This is a genomic window from Micromonospora sp. DT231, assembly GCF_049847025.1.
Taxonomy (GTDB): Bacteria; Actinomycetota; Actinomycetes; order Mycobacteriales; family Micromonosporaceae; genus Micromonospora.
In genome coordinates, this window is record NZ_JBNCNO010000005.1 from 495,587 (window position 1) to 518,989 (window position 23,403).

Genomic DNA, 23,403 nt, shown 5'->3' on the forward strand with positions numbered 1-23,403 from the left:
CCCACCCAACCCGCCCCCCCCGCACCCCCCCCCGCTCCCCCAACCCCCCCCCCCCCCCCGGCGGGGCCCTCCCCCCCGGCCCCCCCACGGCCGGCCTTTTCGCAGGCGCGTCTCTGTCTTTCCGGCAATGTGCCGCCGATGTCCTCAGGTCCCGTCAGGCGGTCGTCCGGGCCGCCTCCAGGATGACCTCGGTAACCTCACCGGGATGCGAGATCAGGCCCAGGTGGCCGGCGTCGATCCGAGTGATGTCGGCCCCCGCCCGCTTCATCATCTCCTCCTGGCGGGCCGGCGGGATGACCCGGTCCTCGGTCCCGACAACCGCCCACACCGGGATCGTCTTCCACGCCGGCTCGGTGGCCGGCTCGGCCAGGGCGTTCGTGGCCAGGGCTGTCTGGCTCACGGCGAGCACCTCCGCCTGCCGCCGAGGCAGACCGTTGGCGAAGCCGGGAACGAACACCTTCGGCAGGACGTACGCGTCGACGGCCCCTTCCGGGGCACCGGGGAACGGCACGAGCTTGAACACGCTCGTGGGGTCGGTCAGGGCCGGCTCCAGCACCGAGCCGGAGCCGGCGGTGAGTTCCTCCACGGTCTCCCCCTTGTCCGGGGCGAACGCGTCGACGAACACGAGGGCCTTGACGTTGTTGTTGCCGGTCGCGGCGTCGCTCGCCACGAAACCGCCGTACGAGTGGGCCGCGAGCACGATGGGACCCTCGATAGTGGACAGGAAGTCCTTCAGGTAGCCGCTGTCGATCGACGGCCCCCGGCTGGGTTGCGGCGCGACCTGGACCTCGAAACCGCGGGCCTGGAGTCTGCGGACCTCCCCACTCCAGCTCGATCCGTCGGCCCAGGCGCCGTGCACCAGGACGACTGTCGGTCTGTCGCCGTGCCCCGGGTCCGGGGTGGGATGCACACCGCCGTCCGCGTACACGTGTGGGGCGGCTGAGCCGAGCACCGTCACAAGCGTCGCGGCGGCGAGCGTCGCGGCGATGGTCTTCGGCCGACGTAGCGAGATACCGAGCATCTCTTCCCCCTCGTTGGTAAGTGGTTTCCGAACGCGGGCAGAGGTGCGTGGCACCAACGCGACCCCGCCGAAGCCGCAGGCGGTTGCGAGCGCAGCCGAGCGGCGCGCAGCGTTGGCGGCTGGGCGCCGGTGCCGCGATGACCTGCTCGATGGCCCGACACTCACCGTACTGACGGTCAGCGGAGATCCCGCGCAGAAGGGGAAAATGGCTCAGGTTTCACCTTGTTGGAGGACACACCCCCAAACGGGCCAGCGTCACCCGATCGGTAGGACACGGGTGCCCCTGCCCGACTGCTTGACCAAGGGCACCCGCGGAATCGCCTCGGCAAGAGCCGGAGAGACGATCCACCTGCTGCATATCCGCACAGGAGCGGTACCGCCAGACATCGCGCGGCGACCTACGCCTGCCGCGAAGGTGATGCGTATCGTGGCTGGGAACGGTCGCCCAGAGCACGAGCGGGAGAGGCGTGGACATGACAGACGGCACGGTCTACTCCGGCTCACACTGGCAGCGCTACGCCACCAACGACACCGACCAGGCCCACAACTTCGTTCGGCAGGCATTCCTCGACATCAAGGTCCGCTCCTACGCCAAGGGCCGCGACGGAGTCGGCCTGCGCACCGCCACCACCGCCCTCGCCGACATCGGCGTGACCCGCCTGCACTACTCGGCCCGCACCCAGGCCCAGACCGCGCCCGACGGCGACCTGAACATCACCCACCTGATGGGCGGCCGCTTCACCATCGCCGAGAACAAGGACGAATACCGATTACGGCCCGGCGACGTGATGCTGATCCTGCCGGACCAGTCCGCCGACCTCGCCTACGACAACGTCGACACGTTCGTCGCCCGCCTCCCCCGTGCCCTGCTCGAAGAGGTCGCCCACACCCAAACCGGCATCAGCGGCGCGGACCTGCGCTTCGACGGCCCCCGGCCGATCTCGCCGACACTCGGCCGACACTGGCCCCAGACGCTCTCCCACCTCACCCGCGGCGTGCTGTCCGACCCCGCTCTGCTGACCAACCCTCTGGTCGCCGGGAACACCCGCCACCTGCTCGCGGCGACGGCGCTTGCCGTGTTTCCCAACACCGCCCACGCCGCAACCCCACGGGCCGCCGGCGAGGTCACTCCGAAGGCGTTACGCCGAGCCGTGACCTACATCGACGAGCACGCGGACCAGCCGATCACCGTCGACCAGGTCGCCGCCGCGGCCGGTGTGGGTCCTCGGGCTCTGCAACTCGCGTTCCGCCGCCACCACGACACGACGCCGATGCGGTACGTCCGCCAGGTCCGCCTCCAACGCGCCCACCGCGACCTGCAGGCCGCCGACCCGACCACCGGTGCCACCGTCACCGTGATCGCCAAGCGTTGGGGCTTCACCAACCTCGGACGCTTCAGCACCGACTACCGCGCCGCCTACGCATCCAGCCCCAGCCACACCCTGCGCACCTGACGCCCACCTCGTCCCGAGGGAGTGCGTATCCACGGGCGCGTGGCCCCGAACCGGGACCGCCCCAGCGCAGGACGGGACTGCTGATCATGCGCGTACTGCGGCGCACCGCGAGGTGACGGTCAGTCCTCGTCCTCCTTCTTCTTCTTCTCGTCGCGGTCCAGGGCCAGGTCGAGCGCGAGGACGCTGCCGATGATGAGCAGCGGGTCGATGCCGGCCGTGACCCGCACGGCGTAGGTGTCCCGGATCGTCAGCCACCGCTTGGAGACCGCGGCCACCTCGGTGCCGTCGCGTTCGATGACGTACTCGTGGTCGAGCAGGTCACCCTTCATCTCCAGGTCGTTGGGCCCCGGCACGTCGATGGTGAACTTGTCGCGGAACGGCGTGAGCAGCTTCTTGCGGACCTCTGCTGCCTTCTCGCCGCCGATGCGGATCTCGTACGTCGGACGCAGCGCCACCAGGTGCCGGTGCAGCGTGGCGACCTCCTGGCCGGACGCGTCCTCGATGACGACCTTGTTGCGGACGCTGAGCACCTTGCCGTCGACGTGGAAGACCTTGGCGCCGTGCTCGTCGAGCACGTCGAAGTCGTCGCCGATCGAGAAGAACCGCTCCCTGATGACAAACATGACTCGATTCTCCCCCACCAGCGGCCGGATCGCCGGGGGCGCAGGGGCTGCGGATCCCGGACCTGTCGAGTGCGCTCTCAGCGGTGCGAGCCGGGTGCTACCTCGGGGGGCGCAGCGCCTGCCACAGCTTGCGGTAGAAGTCGGCGTACGTCCGCTCGACGTGCCTGGCGAACCGCCTCGTCTCGTCGTGCCGGGCGGGGAGCTGGTTGATGGGTACGCTCATCGCGGCATGGTGCTCGATGTGCAGGTTGTTGCCGTTTGTGTACCAGGTACTCAACCAGCTACCCCGGATCGAACGGGTGTTGTGGAGCACGTCGGGGGTCTCGGTGTCGCAGAGGATGTGCTCGGGCAGCTCGACGAGAAAGTGCATCGGCACGGCGGCGACGACCGGCAGAACCCAGAGCAGCACCACATATTCCCCGAGACCGGCGAGGGCCAGACCGGTGGCGGTGAGAACCGCGGCGCCCTGGACCAGGTGCTCCTGCACGACGTGCCGCCGCATCTTCGGGCTGATGTCACCGAACTCGTAGGTCCACCGGCCGGCCGCGCTGCGGACGACGTCCCGCAACACGACCAGGACGCGGTGGTAGTCGAACGCACCGCGCAGCAGCGTGGCGAGCGTCAGCGATTGGCGCGTGTCGAACCCGAAGAACTCGGTGTCGTGCGGGGTGCCCAGAAAGCGGTGGTGCTGCAGGTGCCGTACCCGGTAGTGGCTGTAGACCACGAATAGTGGGAGGCCGAGTGGCACCCCGACCAGGCGGTGGGGCCAGGCCCTGCGGAACGCGGAGTGGTGCAGCGCCTGGTGTTGGAGCTCGACCGCGTGGGTGTACATGGCGGCCAGCAACAGGACGCCCGCGACGACCGCACCCGGCTCCGGACGCAGAGCGAGGGTGGCCCCGGCCGCGGTGAGCAGGGCGAGGACACCGAGCTTGCCGAGGAAGACGCGCTCGTCGGCGCCTGTGGTGCGGGCGCGGGCGAACAACAGGGTCGGTGCGGGGGTGGGGGTGGACGCGGGCGCGGCGGTGAGCGTCATGGTTCTTCCTCGGAGGCGGGTGTGGGCGGGATCAGCGGCCGCTGAGCAGGACGACGTGGGTTCCGGTCACCGCGGTGCCGCGGGCGTGCGCGAGCAGCCCGGCCAGGGCGACCGAGCCGGCGGCGGTGGGCTGGGCGCCGTACTCGGCGAGCAGGTGCCGCGCGGTGAGCAGTTCGTCGTCGGTGGCCGCGTGCACGGCACCACCGCTGGCTCTGATCGCGTCGAGGGCCTCGGGACCCTGTAGCGCGTGCCAGTTGACGAGCGGCTGGTTGTGGTCGGTCGTGGCGACGCCGTCCGGATCGAGCATCCGGTACGGTCCCGGCCAGCTCGTCACAAGCGGGTTGTTGCCGGCCGAGCCGACGCCGTGCAGCGGCACGTTCCACCCGAGCTGGCCCAACGCCCGGTGTACGGCGATGACCGTGGTGCCGTTGCCGACCGGGATCCACAGCGCCGCCGGGGGTTCGTCCAGCTCGGCGTGCAGAGCGTGCGCGACGGTGCCGTGGCCGGTGAACACCGCCTCGACGTAGGGTCCGTCGACGTTGCCGTCGATCGCGCCGTCGAGGGTGGCCAGTCGCCGGGACTCGTCGACCGCGTCCTCGTAGCTGCCGTCGATCAGGTGCACGTCCGCGCCTGCCGAGCGCATGAAGGCGCCGCCGTCGCTCCAGCCGGTGGGCAGCACGACGGTGCAGGGCATGCCGATGGCGCCGCAGGCCATGGCCATCGCGCGTCCGTAGTTACCGCAGGTGGCGATGACGATGCGCCGTCGACCTTCGGCGATCGCCCGGGCGACGACCTGGCGTGCGGCCGGTTCCTTGTGGCTTCCGGACGCGTACCGGGTCTCGTCCTTGACGAGGATCCGGACGCCGGGTACGAGGTCCCGCGCGTCGATCAGGGGCGTCCCGTACGCGTCGATGGGGTGCTCGATGTGGGTGTCGACAGACACGTGGCGGCCTTTCGCGAGGGAGGATGTCAGCGGGTGGTGGGCAGGGCGGCGTCGGCCGCGCGCTGCAGGTCGTCGCGGGAGCCGATCTCGGCGGGTGGGAGGGCGTCGGGCAGGTCGTCCTCGAGCAGGCGCAGCCGGCGGTCGAGCCAGCCCCGCGCGGCCCACGCGAGTTGCAGCAGGCCACTGACTGTCACCAGCAGCGCGAGTCCGCGGCCGGGGCCGGTGCCGAGCACCTCACCGACGCTGCCGGCGAGGGCGCCGCCGGGTTCGAGCAGCGGCTGGACGTAGCGTTCGGCGAGAGGGCCGACCACCAGGTAGCCGATCGGCATCGTGAGCATCATCAGCGAGATGAAGATCGACAGGATGCGGCCCTGCAACTCGAAACCGACCTTCGTCTGCACGACGGCGATCCAGTGCCCCTCGGCGAGCGACTCACCGAAGGTCAGCAGGAACATGCCCACGATCACCCACACCGGGCCGGCGCCGAGCCCGACGACCGTCATCGCGATGCTCGCCAGGCCCATGAAGAGGATGAGACCGTGGGCGCGGCGGACGGTTCCGCCCCAGACGCCCATGACGACACTCCCGGCGAGCCCTCCGATGCCCCCGGCGCCCAGGGCCAGACCGAGCACCGCGGGGCTCTGCTCGATGAGCAGCATCGGGGTGATGACGGCGAAGCCGAGCGTGTAGAAGGCATGGTCGACGACGAAGAACCGCAACGCGGCCCGCAGGCCGGGGCGGCGGAGGATGTAACGCCAGCCGTTGGCGATCTCGGTGCGGAACGTCTCCTCCCGCCGACGGAACATCAGGTTCGGGATCCGCACGAGCAGCAGGGACAGCACCCCGGCCGCGAAGGTGGCGGTGTCGATGAGGAGCACGCCGGAGACACCGACGGTGGCGATCAGGCCGGCGCCGAGCAGCGGGGCGAACACGGTGCCGACCGAGACACCGAGCTGGTTGATCCCGGTGGCGTGCCCGAGGAACCGCTTGGGCACCAGTTGCGTGACGGCCGCGAGGTAGGCGGGCCGTTGGAACGCGCCGGCCATCGAGGTGACCGACACCGCCAGGTAGATCTGCCAGAGCTGCAGGCCACCACCGACGAACACCACCAGGGCCAGCGCCACCATGGACAGTCCCGCGACGGTGTCGCTGGCGAGCATCACCCGTCGCCGGTCCCAGCGGTCGGCGACCGCGCCGGCGACCGGCCCGACGAGAATGCCGGGCAGCAGGCCGATCGCGTTGACGACGGCGAAGTCGGTGAGGGATCCGGTGCGTTGGAAGACCCAGATACTGAGCACGAGAGCGCTGAGCCCACTGCCGATCATCGACAGGAACTGACCGGCGGCGACCGTCGCGAAGCGCGCGAGACTTGGCGCCGGCCCCGCCTGGTGGTTCTGACGAACGGGTTCGGTCGTCGCGCCGCCCGCGAACGCCACGAGCTCGGCGGCCAGCGGCTGCGCGTGTGACCTGACGAAGAAGTGCCCGGCCTTGGGCAGGACCGCGAGGCGCACACCGCCCTCGCCGAAGTGCTCCCACTCGTGGAAGCGCTCCTCGTAGTGCTCGGTCACCCGGTCGCGCGAGCCCACGACGGCCAGCACGGGAGCCTTCAGTCTTGCGGTCTGTTCCCCATAGGCGGCGGTGAAGAACTCCTCGGCGTCGCGGGCGTCGTGCCGGACGTTGCGCAGGACGAACGCCTGCTGCTGCGGGTCGTCCACGTCGGTGAAGCCGCCACGGCCCCGCAGGTAGGCCAGGTACTCGCGGTCGGAGGTGAACGCGTCGGTCGGCACGAACCGGTAGAACCAGTCGAAGATCCGTCCCGGCAGTCGGGCCGTCGGGAAGCCCGCGCCGAGCGCCACACCCGCGAGCTCGACGCCCGCCTCCTCCGCGCGCCGCGCGATCTGCATGGTGACGGCGACGCCGAGGCAGTGGCCGTACAGCAGCACCGGTCCGCTGACCTCCCGCAGCTCGACGAGCACCCGCTCGGCCACCTCGGCCGAGGGCAGCAGCGGCTCGTCGGGGCGCGCGTAGTCGTGCCCGGGCAGCTCGACGGCAAGCAGTGCCCAGGTGGAGGGCAGCGCGTCGGCCAGCGGCTGGTAGGCGACCGCGCTGCCGCCCGAGTACGGGACGCCGACGACTGTCACGCCACCCGCGGCGACGTCCGCGTCGCGCGGGCTGAGCCGGTGCAGCATCCGCCGCTCGGCGGGAGGGCTCTCCACGCGGCTGTCCAGCAGTGCCGCGAGTCGGCGTACGGTCGGCTGCTGGTAGAGGTCGAGCAGCGTGGGCGCGGGCGTGATCTGCCGGACCACCTTCAACGCCGCGAACGAGTCCCCGCCGAGGGCGAAGAAGCTGTCGTCAAGACCGATGTCGGCGACACCGAGCACGGCGGACCACGCCTCGGCGATCGCCTTCTCCCGTGGTGTCCCCGGCGTGGGGCCGGTCACGGTGGCGCCGGTCAACGGCGGCGCGGGCAGGCGGCGCCTGTCGAGTTTGCCGTTGGGTGTCAACGGCAACGCGCTCAGGGTCAGCACGCGGGCGGGGACCATGTGCACGGGCAGGGTACGACCCAGCGAGTCACGGAGCGCGGCCTCGTCGGCCTCCTCGCCGGTCGCCGTGACCACGTATCCGATCAGCCGGGCGATGCCCGAGGTCGGGGTGTGCACGGCGACCGCGCACGACGCGACGCCCGGCAGGGCGCCCAGCGCGGCCTCCACCTCACCCAGTTCGATCCGGTAACCGTTGACCTTGACCTGGTCGTCGAGGCGGCCGAGGAAGTCGACTGTGCCGTCGGCGTGGAAGCGGGCGGCGTCGCCGGTGCGGTACATGCGGGCCCCGGGTGCGGGGGCGTACGGGTCGTCGACGAAACGTTGCGCGGTCAGCTCGGGCCGCCCGTGGTATCCGGGGGCGACACCGGCGCCGCCCAGGTACAGCTCCCCGACGACACCTGCGGGTACGGGCTCGCCGTGGGCGTCCAGCACGTACACGCGGTTGCGGGGAAACGGGCGCCCGATCGGCAGCGGCGCCTCGGCGGGCAGGTGCGCCGCGGAGCCGTCGAACCACACGTTGTCGACTGTCACCTCGGTCACGCCGTACGCGTTCACCACCCGGCCGTGCGGCCCGACCAGTCGGCGGGCCAGCTCGTACTCGTGCACGTGCCACTTCTCGCCGCCGCCGATGAGCATCCGCAGCCAGGTGAGGCCCGCGCCGGTGCGGTCGGCGTGTGCGAGCAGCCCACGCAGCACGGCAGGGACCAGTTCGGTGCACTCGACCCGTTCGGCGCGCATCAGCTCGTACAGGTCGGCCGGGTCGAGCAGCGTCTCCCGGGGCACGACGACCAGCCGCCCGCCGGTGGTGTGGGCCCGCAGCGTCTCCCCGACGAACATGTCGAAGGAGAAGCTGGCCGCCTGCTGGTACGTCCATTCCGGGCGAAGGTCGTAGGCGCGCTGCCACATGTCGGCGGCGTGCACCAGGTTGCGGTGTGTCACGACGACGCCCTTGGCCTTGCCGGTGGAGCCGGAGGTGTAGATGACGTACGCCGGGTCGTCCGCCGCGGCGGCCGGCGGCAGGTCGCTGCCGTCCTCCGGCAGCGGGTCCCGCAGGTACGCGGCGTCGATCAGCACGGCGGCGCCGCTGTCGGCGAGCATGTAGTCGAGCCGTTCGCGCGGGTAGGCGGGGTCGAGTGGCACGTAGGCCGCGCCCGCCTTGAGCACGCCCCACATCGCGACGAACAGGTCGAGGCCCCGATCCAGGCAGATCGCCACGCGGTCGCCGGGTTGGACATCCGCGGCCCGCAGCCGCCGGGCGATGCGGTTGGCCCTCGTGTTCACGTCGCCGTAGCTCATCGTGACGCCGCGGAACGTCAGCGCCGGCGCGTCGGGTGTGGCCGCGGCGTGCCGCTCGAACAGCTCGTGGACCGTCGTCGCATCCGGAACGGGCGCCGCGACGTCGTTCCAGTCGTGCAGGATCCGGTGCCGCTCCTCGGCGGTCAGCAGCGGCAGGCGTAGCACCTCGGTGCACGGGTCGCTCGCGGCGGCGGCCAGCAGGGTGAGCAGATGGTCGGCCAGCGCCGCCACCCGTGGCTCGTCGAACATTTCGGTGGCGTAGTCGATGGTCAGCAGCGGTCCGTCGGCCGGGAAGTCCAGGCCGACGGCGAGGTCCACCATGGTGGCGGCGGGCGCGAGTTCCCCGGCGTACCGGACGGTCGTGTCGCGCGGCGTCGGCGTGTTGTGCACGGTGAGCATCACCGGGCTGACCCGGTTCCGGTTGCCGCTGCCGGGCCGCGCCAACGCGTCGACAAGGTCGGGCAGGGCGAGCGTCTGGTGGTCGAGGTCGGCCAGGACGGCGTCGCGGACCCGCGCAACCAACTCGGCGAACGTCGGCGCGCCGGCCACGTCACCGCGCATCGGCAGGATGTTGAGCAGCGGCCCGACCAGGGCGGCCTCGCCCGGTCCGGTGCGCCCGGCGACCGGAGTCAGCACGGTCACGTCGGTGCGGCCGGTGTAGCGGGCGAGGACCGTCTGCAGCCCGGCCAGCACCACCATGAACAGGCTCGCGCGCTCGCCTCGCCCGTAGGCGCGCAGCCGCTCCAGCAGCGCCGGGTCGACGCAACGGGTGAGCCGCGCGGCGGCGAAGGACCGGGCCACCGGGCGCGGCCGGTCGACGGGCAGTTCCAGGTCGAGGTCCGCGTCGACGAACCGCTGCCGCCAGTACTCCCGCAGGGCGGCGTCGGAGCGGGCGGCCGTGTTCCGCGCCGCCAGATCGGGCAGCGCGACGGCAGGGGCCAGGTCGGGCTCCGCACCGGTGTGGGCAGCGCGGTACAGCGCGGCCAACTCCTCCCCGACGACCGTGGCGGACCAGCCGTCGAACACCAGATGGTGGACGGCCAGAACCAGGTGCCTACCGTCGGCGCCCAGGTACGCCCGCGCGAGCGGGCCGGCGGCGAGGTCGAACGTCGCCGTGACCGGCTCCCCCTGCACCAGCTCGAGCAGGGCGTCGGAACCGATCACCATCCGCGGCTCGGCGCCGTCGTCGGGAAACCGGGCGCGCAGCAGTGGGTGTCGACGAGCCAGCGCGGTCAGGGCTCGGGCCAACGCGGCGGGGTCGACCGGCTCGGCGAAGCGGTAGCGGATGCCCAGGGTGTGCGCGGGCAGGTCGGCGCAGACCTGCTCGGCGATCCAGAAGTCCCGCTGCAGGGCGCTCAGCGCCACCGGGACGCCCTCGGCCACGGCGACCGTCTCGGCTACCCCGCCGGTGTCGGCGCTCCGGACGAGGGTGGCCACCTCCGCCAGGGTGGGCGCCGCGTAGAGCCGGCTCAGCGTCAGCTCCACGCCGTGCTCGTGCCGCAGGGCGCTGATCATCCGTACGGCGTCGAGTGAGTCGCCGCCGAGCGCGAGAAAGTCGTCGTCCTGGCGTACCTGCGGGATGCCGAGCACCGCCGTCCAGATCCGGGCGACCGCGCGCTGCGCGGGGGTGAGGCCGGCGTCCACGACCGGGCCGTCCGGGACGACCGCGGCCAGGGACCGCCGATCGACCTTGCCCTGCACGGTGAGCGGCAGGCGGTCGTGGCGCACCAGAGCTGCCGGGACCAGGTACGCGGGAAGCACCTCGGCCAGGGCGGCGCGAACGGCGGTCAGGTCGATCCCGCGCGCGCCCACCACGTGTCCGGTCAGCCGCGCCTGGCCGCCCCGCTCACCGAGCACCACAACCGCGTCCTCGATGCCCGTCACGGTCCGCAGCGCCGCCTCGATCTCCCCCGGCTCCACCCGGAAACCACGGATCTTCATCTGCTCGTCGAGGCGTCCCAGGAACTCCAGCGACCCGTCCGCGGCACGGCGTACCCGGTCGCCGGTGCGGTACTCGCGACCGGTGGGCTCGGGCCGGAACCGCTCGGCGGTCAGGTCCGGCCGGCGCAGGTACCCAGCCGCGACCTGGGCTCCGCCGATCGCCAGCTCCCCGGGTTCACCGTCTGGGGTCTCCGCGCCGTCCGGGGCCAGTACGCGACAGGTGACGCCGGGCAGTGGGTGCCCGATCGGCACGACGTCGCCGGCCCAGCCGGTCAGGTCGGCGGCGGTGGCGACGACTGTGGTCTCGGTCGGCCCGTAGGTGTTGAGCAGCCGTACCCGGGGGCCGGCGGCACGCTGCCACCGGCGCACCGCGTCGGGCCGCGCGGCCTCGCCCCCGATGATCGTCAACCGGATCGTGGCGGGCAGGGTCGCCTCGCCGCGGTCCAGGGCGGCGACCAGGTCGTGCCAGTACGCGGTCGGCAGGTCCAGCACGGTGATGCCGAGTCCCGCGCAGCCGTCCAGGAACAGGTCGGGGCGACTGATCATGTCATCGTCGCGCAGCACGACGGCTGCCCCACAGGTCAACGCCGGGAAGATCTCCTCGACGCTGGCGTCGAAGCTCAACGACGCGAACTGCAGGACGCGGTCGGCGGCGGACAGCGCGTAGCGCTCCCGGGCGGCGGCGCAGAACGCGGCGAGCGCGGACATCGGCACGACCACGCCCTTGGGCCGCCCCGTCGACCCGGACGTGTACACGACGTACGCCGCGCCGGCCACTCCGTGCGCTTCCGTGCCGACCGGGGTGTCCGTCGCGGCGACGCCATCCGGGGTGATGACCGCGCGGGGCCTCGCGTCAGCGAGGATGAGCTCCTGACGGGCCGCCGGATAGGCCGGGTCGATGGGCACGTAGCCCGCGCCCACCCGCAGGACCGCAAGCATCGCCACGATCGCGTCCCGGCCGCGCGGCATGCGCAACACCACCAGGTCGCCGCCCGACACCCCGGCCACCGTCAACTCCGCCGCCCGCTCCTCGACGCGGGCGACGAGCTCCGCGTAGGTCAGGGCGCCCGCGCCGTCGACCACGGCCGCAGCCGCGGGCCGGCGCCGGGCCTGCGCGACGATCGCCTGCCACAGTGGACCCTCCCCCACCGGCGGGGTGCGGATGTCGATGGCCTGACTCATGAAGGGCTCCCGGGCGTCGCGGACAGCGAAAGGCGTGCCGGCGCAAGACCCTAGGGACCAACTGAGGGCCGCGGATGAACTCCGGCCGACGCTCGGAAGGATCTTGGTAACGGGCGCGTTCACCTGGTGAACGCGACGGCCCACCGGCCAACGCCGCCGCTGCCTGCGGGAACACCGTTGACGCACACCGGTTGCGGTGAACTAGGAGTGAAATCGACGACGCAGAAGTGGGGTCCGCCGGTCGGTGTTCGTGCAAGGGGTCGCTGTGGTGGTGGACACGAAGCCGTTACTTCGCCGTCTCTTCCGGCCGGACGCGACGTAGCGTTGAGGGCTGCCCAGGGCGGGTCCGCATGCCGCACCCCTGGTTGACGCTGATCCGTGAGACGAAGATGGTGAACGCCGGGTGCCCGTGACAAGTCAACCCCAGGTGGCTTCGCTGCCGCCGACCGTTGCCGCACCGGCGGTCCCCGCGGTGTTCCGATCCTCCCCGGCGGCGGCCCGCCGCACGCTCGTCGACATTCTCGACGACTCCGTGCGCGCGCACGCCGACGCGGCCGCGCTCGACAGCGGCGCCACGGCGCTGACGTACCGCGACCTGGCCGACGAGGTCGAGGCCGTCCGCAGGTCGCTGGCCGGGCACGGCATCGGTGTCGGCGACCGCGTGGGTGTCCGGATCTCCTCCGGTACGGCCGAGCTGTACCTGGCGATCCTCGGCGTTCTCGCGGCGGGCGCGGCCTACGTGCCGGTGGACGCGGACGATCCGGAGGAGCGCGCCGAGCTCGTCTTCACCGAGGCGGGAGTCGCGGCGGTCCTCGGCGACGGGTTGGCGGTGACGCTGCGTCGTACCCCCGGAGGTCGGAACGGCCGGCCCGGCCCGGACGACGACGCCTGGATCATCTTCACCTCGGGCTCGACGGGCACCCCGAAGGGGGTGGCGGTCAGCCACGGCGCGGCGGCGGCTTTCGTGGACGCCGAGGCACTGTTGTTCCTCGCCGACGAGGCCAGCGAGGCGATCGGTCCGCAGGACCGGGTCCTGGCCGGCCTGTCGGTGGCGTTCGACGCGTCCTGCGAGGAGATGTGGCTGGCGTGGCGGCACGGCGCCTGCCTGGTGCCTGCCGCGCGGGCGCTCGTCCGCAGCGGCGTCGACCTCGGTCCGTGGCTGGCCGAGCAGCGCATCTCGGTGGTGTCGACGGTCCCGACGCTCGCCGCGCTGTGGCCCGTCGAGGCGCTGGAGGAGGTCCGGCTGCTGATCTTCGGTGGCGAGGCCTGCCCGCCGGAGCTGGCGCAGCGCCTCGCCGTGGAGGGCCGCGAGGTCTGGAACACCTACGGACCGACCGAGGCGACGGTGGTGGCCTGCGCCGCGCGGATGACCGGCGAGGGGCCGGTACGCATCGGGCTGCCGCTGGCCGGCTGGGACCTCGCGGTGGTCGACGCCTCCGGCGCTCCGGTGGCGATGGGCGAGACCGGCGAGTTGGTGATCGGCGGGGTGGGACTCGCCCGCTACCTGGACGCCGGCAGGGACGCCGAGAAGTTCGCGGCGCTGCCCGCGCTCGGCTGGCAGCGGGCGTACCGCAGCGGCGACATCGTCCGGGCGGAGCCCGAGGGACTCCTGTTCGTCGGCCGCGGTGACGAACAGGTGAAGCTCGGCGGACGCCGGATCGAGCTGGGTGAGATCGACGCCGCGCTCCAGGCGCTGCCCGACGTCGCCGGCGCCGCCGCGGCCGTGCAACGCACCGCCGCCGGCAACCAACTGCTTGTGGGGTACGTGGTCCCGCACGACGGTGTCACGTTCGACGCCGCGTCGGCGGCGCTGCGGATCCGTGAGCAACTGCCGGCCGCGCTCGTGCCGCTGCTGGCCGTGGTGGACGAGTTGCCGACCCGTACGTCCGGCAAGGTGGATCGGGCCGCGCTGCCCTGGCCGCTGGCCACGCCGCAGGACACCGCGGGCGAGCTGACCGCGACGGAGGAATGGCTCGCCGGCGGTTGGGCCGAGATCCTGGGCGTACGCCCCACCGAGGCCGACGCGGACTTCTTCAGTCACGGCGGCGGGAGCCTGAACGCGGCGCAACTGGTGGCGTGGATCCGCCGCCGGCACCCCCGCGTCTCGGTGGCGGACATCTATCTTCGCCCGAAACTGTCGCGGCTCGCGGCGATGGTCGACGCGCTCGACACCACGGCGGCGGTCCGTCGGGAGGTCCGGCCGACGCCGAGGCGGGCCGGGCTGATCCAGGCCGCGCTGATGACGCCGATGCTCGCGCTCGTCGGGCTGCGTTGGCTGACCGTCCTGGCCGCCCTCGGCATCGTGCTCACCCTGCTCGTGCCGACACCGTGGGCGCCTGACGTGTCGTGGTGGTGGGTGGCGCTGGGCTGGCTTCTGCTGTTCAGTCCGCTCGGCCGGATCGCCCTGGCCGCCGCGGGAGCGCGACTGCTGCTACGCGGGGTACGCCCCGGCAGCTACCCGCGCGGTGGCGGCGTACACCTGCGGCTGTGGGCCGCCGAACGCCTCGCGGAGCTGACCGGCGCCACAAGTGTCGCCGGGGCATCCTGGATGACCACGTACGCCAGGGCGCTCGGCGCGTCCATCGCTCCCGACGTGGACCTGCACTCCGCGCCGCCGGTCACCGGACTGCTGAAGCTCGGTCGCGGCGCGGCGATCGAGCCGGAGGTCGATCTGTCCGGCCACTGGGTCGACGGCGATGTCGTCCATGTCGGCAGGGTCCGCGTCGGCGCGGGCGCCCGGGTCGGTTCCCGCAGCACCCTGATGCCCGGCGCCCGCGTCGGCAAGGGCGCGCGCATCGCCGCCGGCTCGACAGTGACCGGCGCCGTACCGGCGAATCAGCGCTGGGCCGGCTCGCCTGCCGCGCCCGCTGCCAAGGATCCCGCCGAGTGGCCCGGTCAGCGGCCCCCGCGAACGCGACTGCGGTCGCGCGGCTGGCCGATCGCGTACGCGCTGACCGCCCAACTGCTGGGGCTGGTGCCGGTCGTGGCCGCCCTGCCGGCGATCGCCCTGCTGGGTTGGACGCTCGCCGCCCGGCCAACGGTCGGCGCGGTGCTGGCCGCCGTCGCGGTGGCGAGCGTCGCCTACGTGCTGGGCTACGCGCTGCTGATCCTCGGGGCTGTCCGGGCGCTCAGCATCGGCCTGCGCACCGGGTACCACCAGGTGCGGGGGCGGGTGGCGTGGCAGGTGTGGACGACCGAGCGGCTGATGGGGTTGGCGCGGGTCGGGCTGTTCCCGCTCTACGCCAGTCTCTTCACGCCCGTGTGGTTGCGGCTGCTGGGCGCCAAGGTGGGGCGCGGGGTGGAGGCTTCCACGGTGCTCGCGGTGCCGGCGATGACAACTGTCGCCGACGGGGCCTTCCTGGCCGACGACACGATGGTCGCGACCTACGAGCTGAGCCACGGGTGGCTGCGCGTCGCCCCGGCCCGCATCGGCAAGCAGGCGTTCCTCGGCAACTCCGGGATGGCGGCGCCCGGGCGTTCGGTGCCCAAGCGTGGGCTTGTCGGCGTGTTGTCGTCGGCGCCGTTCAAGGCGAAGAAGGGCTCGTCGTGGCTCGGCGCGCCGCCGATGCCGTTGCGCCGGACCGTGGAGGCGGCCGACACCAGCCGCACCTTCGACCCGCCACTGCGGCTGAAGCTCGCCCGGGCCGCGATCGAACTGTGCCGGATCGTTCCGGTGATGTGCGCCGGCGCCCTGGCGGTCGGCGTGCTGGCCGTCCTCGCGCTCGTGTGGCGAACCGGCGGGTGGTGGGCGGCCGCGCTCACCGCCGGGCCGGTGCTGCTCGGCGCGGCGATCATCGCCGCCGCCCTCGCGACGGCCGCGAAATGGCTGCTGGTCGGGCGCTTCCGGGTCACCGAGCGCGCGCTGTGGACCTCCTTCGTCTGGCGGAACGAACTCGCCGACACGTTCGTCGAGGTCCTCGCCGCGCCGTGGTTGGTCCGCTTCGCGACCGGCACGCCACTGCTGGCGGCGTGGCTGCGCACGCTCGGCGCGACGATCGGCCGGGGCGTCTGGCTGGAAACGTACTGGCTGCCCGAGTACGACCTGGTGCGCCTCGGCGACGGCGCGACGGTGAACCGCGGTTGTGTGGTGCAGACCCACCTGTTCCATGATCGTGTGATGAGCATGGACGAGGTGACACTGGGCGCGGGCGCCGCGCTGGGCCCGCACGGCATCGTCCTGCCGGGCGCGAGCATCGGGGCGCGGACCACCGTCGGGCCCGGTTCGCTTGTGACCCGGGGCGACGCCGTGCCGTGCGACAGCCGGTGGTTGGGTAACCCGATCACCACCTGGCCGGCGCCAGCGGCACGGTCGGCGTGAGTCCGACGGCGGCGTCGACGTCGAGCGGCGCGACGCCCGGCGCCGACCGCTCCGGCGACTCCTACCTGCCCGAGCACGGCAACGGCGGCTACCGGGTGCGGCACTACGACCTCGAACTCGACTACCGGGTCGCGACGAACCGCCTCGGTGGCCGGGCGGACCTCACCGCGGTGGCCGGGCAGTCGCTGTCGCGGTTCACCCTCGATCTCGGTCGGCTCCGCGTCCAGGACGTCCGGGTGGACGGGCGCCCGGCGAAGTACCTGCACCGCCCGGACAAGCTACAGATCAAACCCGAGCGGCCGATCGGCGCCGGAGACACCTTCCGGGTGGAGATCCGGTACGCGGGAAAGCCCGTGCCCATCTCCGGCCGCTGGGGCAACCTCGGGTGGGAGGAGCTCACCGACGGGGTGCTCGTGGCCAGCCAGCCGAACGGATCGCCGTCGTGGTTCCCGTGCGACGACCAGCCCGGCGCCAAGGCCACCTTCCGGGTGGCGGTCACGACCCCCTCCCCGTACACGGTCCTGGTGACCGGCGATCCCGTGCGACAGCGCCGTGGCGCGGGCACCACGACGTGGGTGTACGAGCGGCGCGAGCCCACCTCGCCGTACCTGATGAGCGTCCAGATCGGCCGCTACGAGATGGTGGACCTGGCTGTCGGTGAGGTGGCGCAGCGCGCCGCGGTGCCGCCCGCGCTGCGCCGCACCGTCGCCCACGACTTCGGCCGGCACGGCGAGATCATGGCGGCGCTACAGCGGCTCTTCGGGCCGTACCCCTTCACGCAGTATGTCGTCGTGGTCGCCGACGACGACCTCGACGACCCGGTCGAGGCGCAGGGCATGGCGGTCTTCGGCCGCAACCACGTCGACGGCCGGCGCACGCACGAACGGCTGATCGTGCATGAGCTGGCCCACCAGTGGTTCGGCAACAGCCTCACCGTGGCGGACTGGCGGCACATCTGGCTCAACGAGGGCTTCGCCACGTACGCCGAGTGGCTGTGGTCCGGCGTGTGCGGCGACCTGCCGACAGACGCCCTGGCCGCCCGGTGGTACGCGTGGGTCGCGGATCGCCCGCGCACCGTCGTCGTCGCGGATCCCGGCGTCAACCGGATGTTCGACCCGCTCGTCTACAAGCGTGGCGCGCTCACGGTGCACGCCCTCCGCCGGCGGGTTGGCGACGATTCGTTCTTCGCGCTCCTGCGGGCGTGGGTCGCCGAGCACCAGCACGCGACAGTCACGACCGAGCAGTTCCGGCTGCACGCCCAGCGCTTCGCCCGCGAGCCCCTGGACGATCTGTTCGCCGCCTGGCTCGACAGCCCGACGCTGCCCCCGTTGCCCCGCTGACCACCGACACGCGTTGAAGGGTCACCGCACGGTCCGGGCGCGGATTCCCTGTGGCCAGTCCGAGTTCACCGCGTCTCTCTACCTTGCCATCGGATCACCATGGTCCTTCGTTCTCCACGAAATGAGGATTGATGGCAGTACGCAAGCGGGTGGGCGTGGGCGCTGCGGTGGCCGCGCTGATCCTGACGCTGCCGGGCGCCGCGTCCGCGGCCGAGCAGAGCACGCGGCACCGAGCCGAGTTGATCAAGTTCGCCATGCTGCCGGCGGCGACATTCGTTCCCGGTAGCGAACCGTCCGGCGCGGCACTCGGCACTGCCCCGATCAACGGGATCACCCCGCCGTTCCTCGACCAACCGGTCCAGGGGTTCAGCGGCGTCCTTCGCAACACCGACGGCACCTTCGACGTGTTGTCCGACAACGGTTTCGGCAACAAGGCCAACAGCGCCGACTTCCTGCTGCGGGTCCAGCGGGTCGCGCCCGGCTTCGCGGGCGGCGCCGTCGACGTGGTCGGCGGCATCAACCTGACCGACCCGTACGGCAAGGTTCCGTTCGCTCTCACCCGTGCCGACCGCGTGCTCACCGGCGCCGATTTCGACGTCGAGTCGATCACCCGGACGGCCGACGGCACGTACTGGATCGGTGACGAGTTCGGTCCGTACCTGCTGCACTTCGACCGCGCGGGTCGTCTCCTGCAGGCGCCCGTGCCACTGCCCGGCGTGTTCGCTCCGGAGAACCCGACCCGAGGTACGACCCCGGCCAACATCTCCAGCAGCAAGGGCTTCGAGGGCATGGCCCAGTCACCGGACGGCGGCACGCTCTATCCGCTGCTCGAGGGCACGGTCGCGGGCGACCCGACGGGCACCCTTCGGCTCAACGAGTTCGACGTCCGGACCAACGCCTACACCGGTCGGCACTGGACCTACGCGCTCGACGCCGCCGACCACGCGATCGGTGACGCGATCATGGTCGACCGGGACCGTTTCCTGATCATCGAACGGGACAACGGCCAGGGTGAGACGGCGAAGGTGAAGAGGATCTACCTGGCCGACAAGCGCGACCGGAACCGGGACGGGCGCCTCGACAAGACACTTGTCGCCGACCTGATGAACATCGCCAACCCGCGGCACGTCGGCGGGTTCGGCAGCACCTTCACGTTCCCGTTCCAGACCATCGAGGACGTGGTGATCCTCGACGACCGTACGATCGCAGTCCTCAACGACAACAACTTCCCGTCGTCCTCGGGCCGCGCCGCCGGCCAGGCGGACAACAACGAGTTCATCGTGCTCAAGCTGGACCGCGACCTGGATGCCGACAAGCGCGTCCTGCGTCGCTACTGACCCTTCTCCACCGCAGGCCTGGGACAGCTCGTCGAGTGGCTGTCCCAGGCCTGCGCCCCGGCGGAGCGAACCCGTCAGCTCGCGGTCTCGCGGGCCGCCTGGTCGATGAGGGCCACGGTGGTGTCCGGGTGCGAGACGAAGACCAGGTGCGAAGCGCCGTCGGCCACCCGGACGGTGGCCCCGGCCCGCACCGCCATGAACTCCTGCGTCTCCGGCGGGATGATCAGGTCGGCACCGCTGACGAGCGTGTAGGACGGGATCGTGTGCCACGCCTGCGGCCCGGCCGCCGGCTCGCCCAACGCCGCCGCAGCGGCCGGCCGCTGCGCGATCGCGTACACGGCCGCGTCCTCGGCGGGGACGTCGGCCGCGAACCGGTCGTGGTAGACCGCCGGGTCGATGTACAGGTCGACGTGTCCGTCGGTCAGCGGCACCACCTTCAGCGACTCGTTCACCGTGCTGCCCGGGAACTTGGCGACCAACTCCTCGACCGCCTCACCGGTGTCCGGTACGAACGCCGCCAGGTAGACAAGCGCCCGCACGTGCGCGCTGCCGGCCGCGGCCGTGGAGATGACAGCACCTCCGTAGGAGCGGCCGACAAGCACGATCGGCCCCTCGATGCGGTCCAGCAGCGCCCGGACCCCGGCCGCGTCGGAGGCGACGCCGCGCAGCGGATTCGGCGCCGCGACCACCGGGTACCCGCCGGCCAGCAGCCGCCGGACGACCGGATCGAAGCCGCTGCTGTCCGCGAACGCGCCGTGGACGAGCACGATCGTCGGTCGGCTGTCTCCACTCACCATGGCGTACCTCTTCCCTGATCCTCGGGTGCGGTCGGGATCGACGCTAGGCGCGGGGTGTGGACAGCGACTGAACGCGCCGATCGCGGGCCATCAACTGGCCGTCAAGTCGGAGACGCCGCCGACCGTCGCACCTCGACGTAACAAGGCCGACTTGCCGAACCGGTAGAATCGACTGGTCCACGTACGCCGTGCAGGTGGGCGAAAGCGACGATCGCTGTCATGTCGGTTCGGGGTCGATAAGCGTGGCCGTGCCAGTCCCTCCCGACCCACCCGGCGACGAAGATCCGCCGGTTGGTCGGTCCTCGCTGTCCCTACAGATCCTCGGCCCGCTCCGAATCTGGCGCGACGGCGTCGAGCTGGACGCCGGCCCCCCGCAACAGGCATACCTCCTCGCGCTGCTCCTGGCCCGCGTCGGCAGGCCGGTCAGCACGAGCGAGCTGATCGATCTGATCTGGGGCGACGACGCCCCCGCCAGCGCCCTCAACGTGATCCAGAAGTACGTCGGCGCGCTACGACGGATCCTCGAACCGGACCTTCCCGCCCGCAGCGCTGGCTCGTTCCTGCACCGTCGCGGCAACTCCTACCTGTTCGTCGCCGCCCCCGGCACGCTGGACCTCGTCACCTTCCGAAGACTCGTCGGCGCGGCCACGGCCGCCTCGGCACAGCACCACGAAGCGGCGCTCGACCACTATGTCGGTGCGCTCGGCCTGTGGCACGGCCCGGCAGGTGGCGGGATCGCCGACGGGACGAGCGCGGCGGCCGCCTTCACCGTGCTCGACGACGAGTTCTACGACACCTGCTCGGCCGCCGCCGAGCGGGCGGTGTCCCTGGGCCGACCGGAGCGGGTGCTTCGCGCCCTGCGACTTGCCGCATCGATGGCGCCCTTCCACGAACCCGTGCACGCCGGCCTGGTCGGTGCCCTCGGTGCCGCAGGCCGCCAGGCGGAGGCACTCGCGGTCTTCCGTGCGGTCCGCGACCGCCTCGCCGACGAGTTGGGCGTCGACCCGGGTCCGGCACTTGCGGAGGCACATCTGCGGGTTCTGGCCCAGCCGTCGGTGTCGCCGTCGTCAGTGGACACGGCGGGCGAGGTCCGGGTGACCACCGGGGTCGGTCTGGTCGGCCGGACCGAGGAACTCGCCGTGCTGCGACGCACCGTGCAGAGTGCCGTCGCCGGGGGCACGGCCATCGGCATCCTCGAGGGCGAACCAGGGGTCGGCAAGACCCGCCTGCTGGAAGAGGCCGCGACGATGGCGGACCAGCACGGCGCCCTGGTGATCTGGGGCCGCTGTCTGGAGGGCGACGGAACACCGTCGATGTGGCCGTGGGAGCAGGCGCTGAGCGCGGTCGTCGACAGTCTGCCCGCGCTGGAGCGGGAGAAGTGGCTCGCCAGCGAGCTCGGCATCCTGCTCGGGCCGGGCAGCGACGCCGTCCGGGCGGTCCCCGACGGTAGCGCCCGGTTCCGGCTCTTCGAGCAGGTGGTCGCCCTCGTCAGAAGCGCCTCGGCACAACGACCGACACTCCTGATCCTCGACGACCTGCAATGGGCCGATGATGCCTCCCGGCGGTTGTTCAGTCACCTGGCCGGCCGGCTGCCCGACGGCACCGCCATCCTCGGCGCGCTTCGCGACCGGGCGCCGGTGCTCGATTCGGCCCTCTCCCAGGTGCTTGCCACGGCCAGCCGGCTGCCCGGCCACCGTAGGCTCCGACTCGGCCCGCTCGGGCTGACCGACGTCACCGCACTCATCCGCCACGAGGCCGGCCACGATCCCGACGACGCCGTCGCCCGCGCCATCCACGCCCGTACCGCCGGCAACCCGTTCTTCGTCCGGGAACTGTCCCGGTTGCTCAGCGAGGACGGCGCGCTCAGCGAGGACGGCGCATCCGCGCCGGCGGGGGTTCCGTCCACAGTGCGCGACGTCGTCCGCGACCGGATGGCCGGCCTCGACGACCACGCCCGCGAACTGCTGCACGTCGCCGCGCTCATCGGCCGTGACATCGACCTGCGGCTGCTCTCGCGCGCCGCCGGCGTGGACGTCGCGGACTGCCTCGAAAGCCTCGAACCGCTGCACGCCCTCGGCCTGCTCGAACCCGGGCCGGACAATCCGTCCTCGATACGCTTCGCGCACGACCTGGTGCGCGAGTCGGTCTCCGAGACCACGACGAAACAGCAGATCGTCCGGCTACACCTGCGCGTCGCGGATGCCCTCGAAGGGACCCACGCCCACGACGAGGCCGCCGCCGAACGTCTCGCCTTCCACCTGTGGGCAGCCGGCGCCCTGGCCGAGCCTGATCGCACCGGCGAGGCGCTGATCCGCGCCGGACGCTACGCGGCGTCCAAGCTCGCGTTCGAGTCCGCCAATCGGCACCTGCGTGCCGCCGTGCAGATCACCCGGGCAGCGGGTCTCATGGAGCTGGAGCTGTCGGCCCTCACGCTGCTCGCCATCGTGGTCAGACGGCAGTCCGGCTACGACGCCTCGACCTTCGATCTATTGGAGCGGGCCGAATATCTGGCCCGCGGTCTCGCCCGGGAGGCGGAGGCCGCCGACTTCGCCTTCATCCGCCTGATGGGCGCGTACACCTGCCTGGAGAGGAATCGTGGGCGGTTCGCCCGCCGGATGCACGAGTACGGTCAGACGTCCTCCGATCCGGGTGCCCGACGATACGGGCGACAGGCCTGGGGCCTGTACCACTGGGACCTCGGCAACATCGGCGAGGCGTACCGCTGTTTCGCCGGAGAGGACGGCGACCCCTCCGTGCCGGACGAGGAAACCCCGCTGCGGCGCGACGGCAGCATTCCGGGGGAAGGACCCGGATGGCGGGCCGTGATGACCGCGCTGCACGGTGACGTCGAGTCGGCGCTGGCCTTCGTCGATACCTGGGACACCCCGGGTGATCCGTACGCGGCCGCGGTCTGGGTCTACTACACCACGATGATCGCGTCCATGGCCGGTGACGCGGAGCTGGCCAGACGTGCCGGCGAGCGCTGGGTCTCCGCCGGGCTGGCCCGCCTCCAATCCCAGATCGACCATTACATCAGGCAGAGCTGGTGCTGGGCACGGGCTCTCACCGGCGACGACCCGGCCGGTGTCGCCGCCGAGGCCGAGGCACTGCTGGCCGCCAATTTGTTGGACCCGCCACAGTGGGGAATCGCCTACCATCATGCTCTGATCGCGGAGATGTGGCTGGCGGCCGGCCTCCCGGACCGGGCCGGAGCCGCCCTCGACCGGGCCGACCAGGCCGTCTGGGAGCACGGCCAGCGCTACGGCGAAGGGCTGCTCCTGCTGCTGCGGGCGCGCCTGTCGCAGGCACGGGGGGAGCCCCTCGCGGTGGTCCGGGCCGCAGCCGAACGCGCCGGGGCCCACTCCACCGCCTGCGGGGCCCTGCTCTTCGCCCGGCGCGCCGAACGGCTCCTCGGCGAACTCGCCGAGCCGTCGATCGACCACACGACGATCCCCGGATAGGTCCGCGCCGCCGGACGCCGAGGACCACCTCCGAAGATCTGGTGGAGGTCCGGCTTCTACCGACGGCACCGATCCTGCCTGACGTTCTGCGTATTCTCCTTCGTTGTCCGGCCC

Annotated in this window: 11 protein-coding genes; 5 read left to right on the forward strand and 6 right to left on the reverse strand. The window is 72.1% G+C overall.

Annotated elements, in window-relative coordinates:
* Nucleotides 1-154 precede the first annotated feature (154 nt).
* Complete coding sequence (locus tag ACPXBU_RS16440; protein ID WP_425758687.1) at nucleotides 155-1,021, reverse strand: alpha/beta fold hydrolase; 867 nt, start codon at nucleotides 1,019-1,021, stop codon at nucleotides 155-157.
* A 473-nt stretch (nucleotides 1,022-1,494) separates the two neighbouring features.
* Here ACPXBU_RS16440 and ACPXBU_RS16445 point away from each other — a divergent pair, with 473 nt between their 5' ends.
* A complete protein-coding gene (locus ACPXBU_RS16445) occupies nucleotides 1,495-2,475 on the forward strand; it encodes an AraC family transcriptional regulator (protein ID WP_425758688.1) in 981 nt (326 codons plus the stop codon).
* 119 nt (nucleotides 2,476-2,594) lie between these two features.
* Here the strand turns inward: ACPXBU_RS16445 and ACPXBU_RS16450 are convergent, their stop codons facing one another.
* The 4 genes from ACPXBU_RS16450 to ACPXBU_RS16465 all read right to left on the reverse strand — a co-directional run bounded on the left by ACPXBU_RS16450 (nucleotide 2,595) and on the right by ACPXBU_RS16465 (nucleotide 12,036).
* Nucleotides 2,595-3,098, reverse strand: coding sequence for an LURP-one-related/scramblase family protein (locus tag ACPXBU_RS16450; protein ID WP_425758689.1), 504 nt, complete (start codon nucleotides 3,096-3,098; stop codon nucleotides 2,595-2,597).
* A gap of 97 nt (nucleotides 3,099-3,195) precedes the next feature.
* On the reverse strand, nucleotides 3,196-4,131 hold the full coding sequence (locus ACPXBU_RS16455) for a fatty acid desaturase family protein (protein ID WP_425758690.1): 936 nt from the start codon (nucleotides 4,129-4,131) through the stop codon (nucleotides 3,196-3,198).
* 31 nt (nucleotides 4,132-4,162) lie between these two features.
* Nucleotides 4,163-5,074: a pyridoxal-phosphate dependent enzyme gene (locus tag ACPXBU_RS16460; RefSeq protein ID WP_393362030.1), complete on the reverse strand. Its 912-nt coding sequence runs from the start codon at nucleotides 5,072-5,074 to the stop codon at nucleotides 4,163-4,165.
* 26 nt (nucleotides 5,075-5,100) lie between these two features.
* Entirely contained in the window at nucleotides 5,101-12,036 is a 6,936-nt protein-coding gene (locus tag ACPXBU_RS16465) for an amino acid adenylation domain-containing protein (protein WP_425758691.1), read from the reverse strand.
* A 409-nt stretch (nucleotides 12,037-12,445) separates the two neighbouring features.
* Here ACPXBU_RS16465 and ACPXBU_RS16470 point away from each other — a divergent pair, with 409 nt between their 5' ends.
* The 3 genes from ACPXBU_RS16470 (at nucleotide 12,446) to ACPXBU_RS16480 (ending at nucleotide 19,031) form a co-directional block, all read left to right on the forward strand.
* Entirely contained in the window at nucleotides 12,446-16,354 is a 3,909-nt protein-coding gene (locus tag ACPXBU_RS16470; RefSeq protein ID WP_425758775.1) for a Pls/PosA family non-ribosomal peptide synthetase, read from the forward strand.
* Nucleotides 16,351-17,694: a M1 family metallopeptidase gene (locus ACPXBU_RS16475; protein WP_425758692.1), complete on the forward strand. Its 1,344-nt coding sequence runs from the start codon at nucleotides 16,351-16,353 to the stop codon at nucleotides 17,692-17,694. The genes ACPXBU_RS16470 and ACPXBU_RS16475 overlap by 4 nt, the downstream gene beginning before the upstream one ends.
* A 131-nt stretch (nucleotides 17,695-17,825) precedes the next feature.
* Nucleotides 17,826-19,031 (forward strand): esterase-like activity of phytase family protein, encoded by a 1,206-nt coding sequence (locus ACPXBU_RS16480; protein ID WP_425758693.1) that lies wholly within the window; start codon nucleotides 17,826-17,828, stop codon nucleotides 19,029-19,031.
* A 74-nt stretch (nucleotides 19,032-19,105) separates the two neighbouring features.
* On the opposite strand, the gene ACPXBU_RS16485 is transcribed toward ACPXBU_RS16480, so the two are convergent.
* Nucleotides 19,106-19,828 (reverse strand): alpha/beta fold hydrolase, encoded by a 723-nt coding sequence (locus ACPXBU_RS16485; protein ID WP_425758694.1) that lies wholly within the window; start codon nucleotides 19,826-19,828, stop codon nucleotides 19,106-19,108.
* A gap of 248 nt (nucleotides 19,829-20,076) precedes the next feature.
* Between ACPXBU_RS16485 and ACPXBU_RS16490 the strand changes: the two genes are divergently transcribed.
* Entirely contained in the window at nucleotides 20,077-23,289 is a 3,213-nt protein-coding gene (locus ACPXBU_RS16490; RefSeq protein ID WP_425758695.1) for an ATP-binding protein, read from the forward strand.
* The last annotated feature ends 114 nt before the right edge of the window (nucleotides 23,290-23,403 follow it).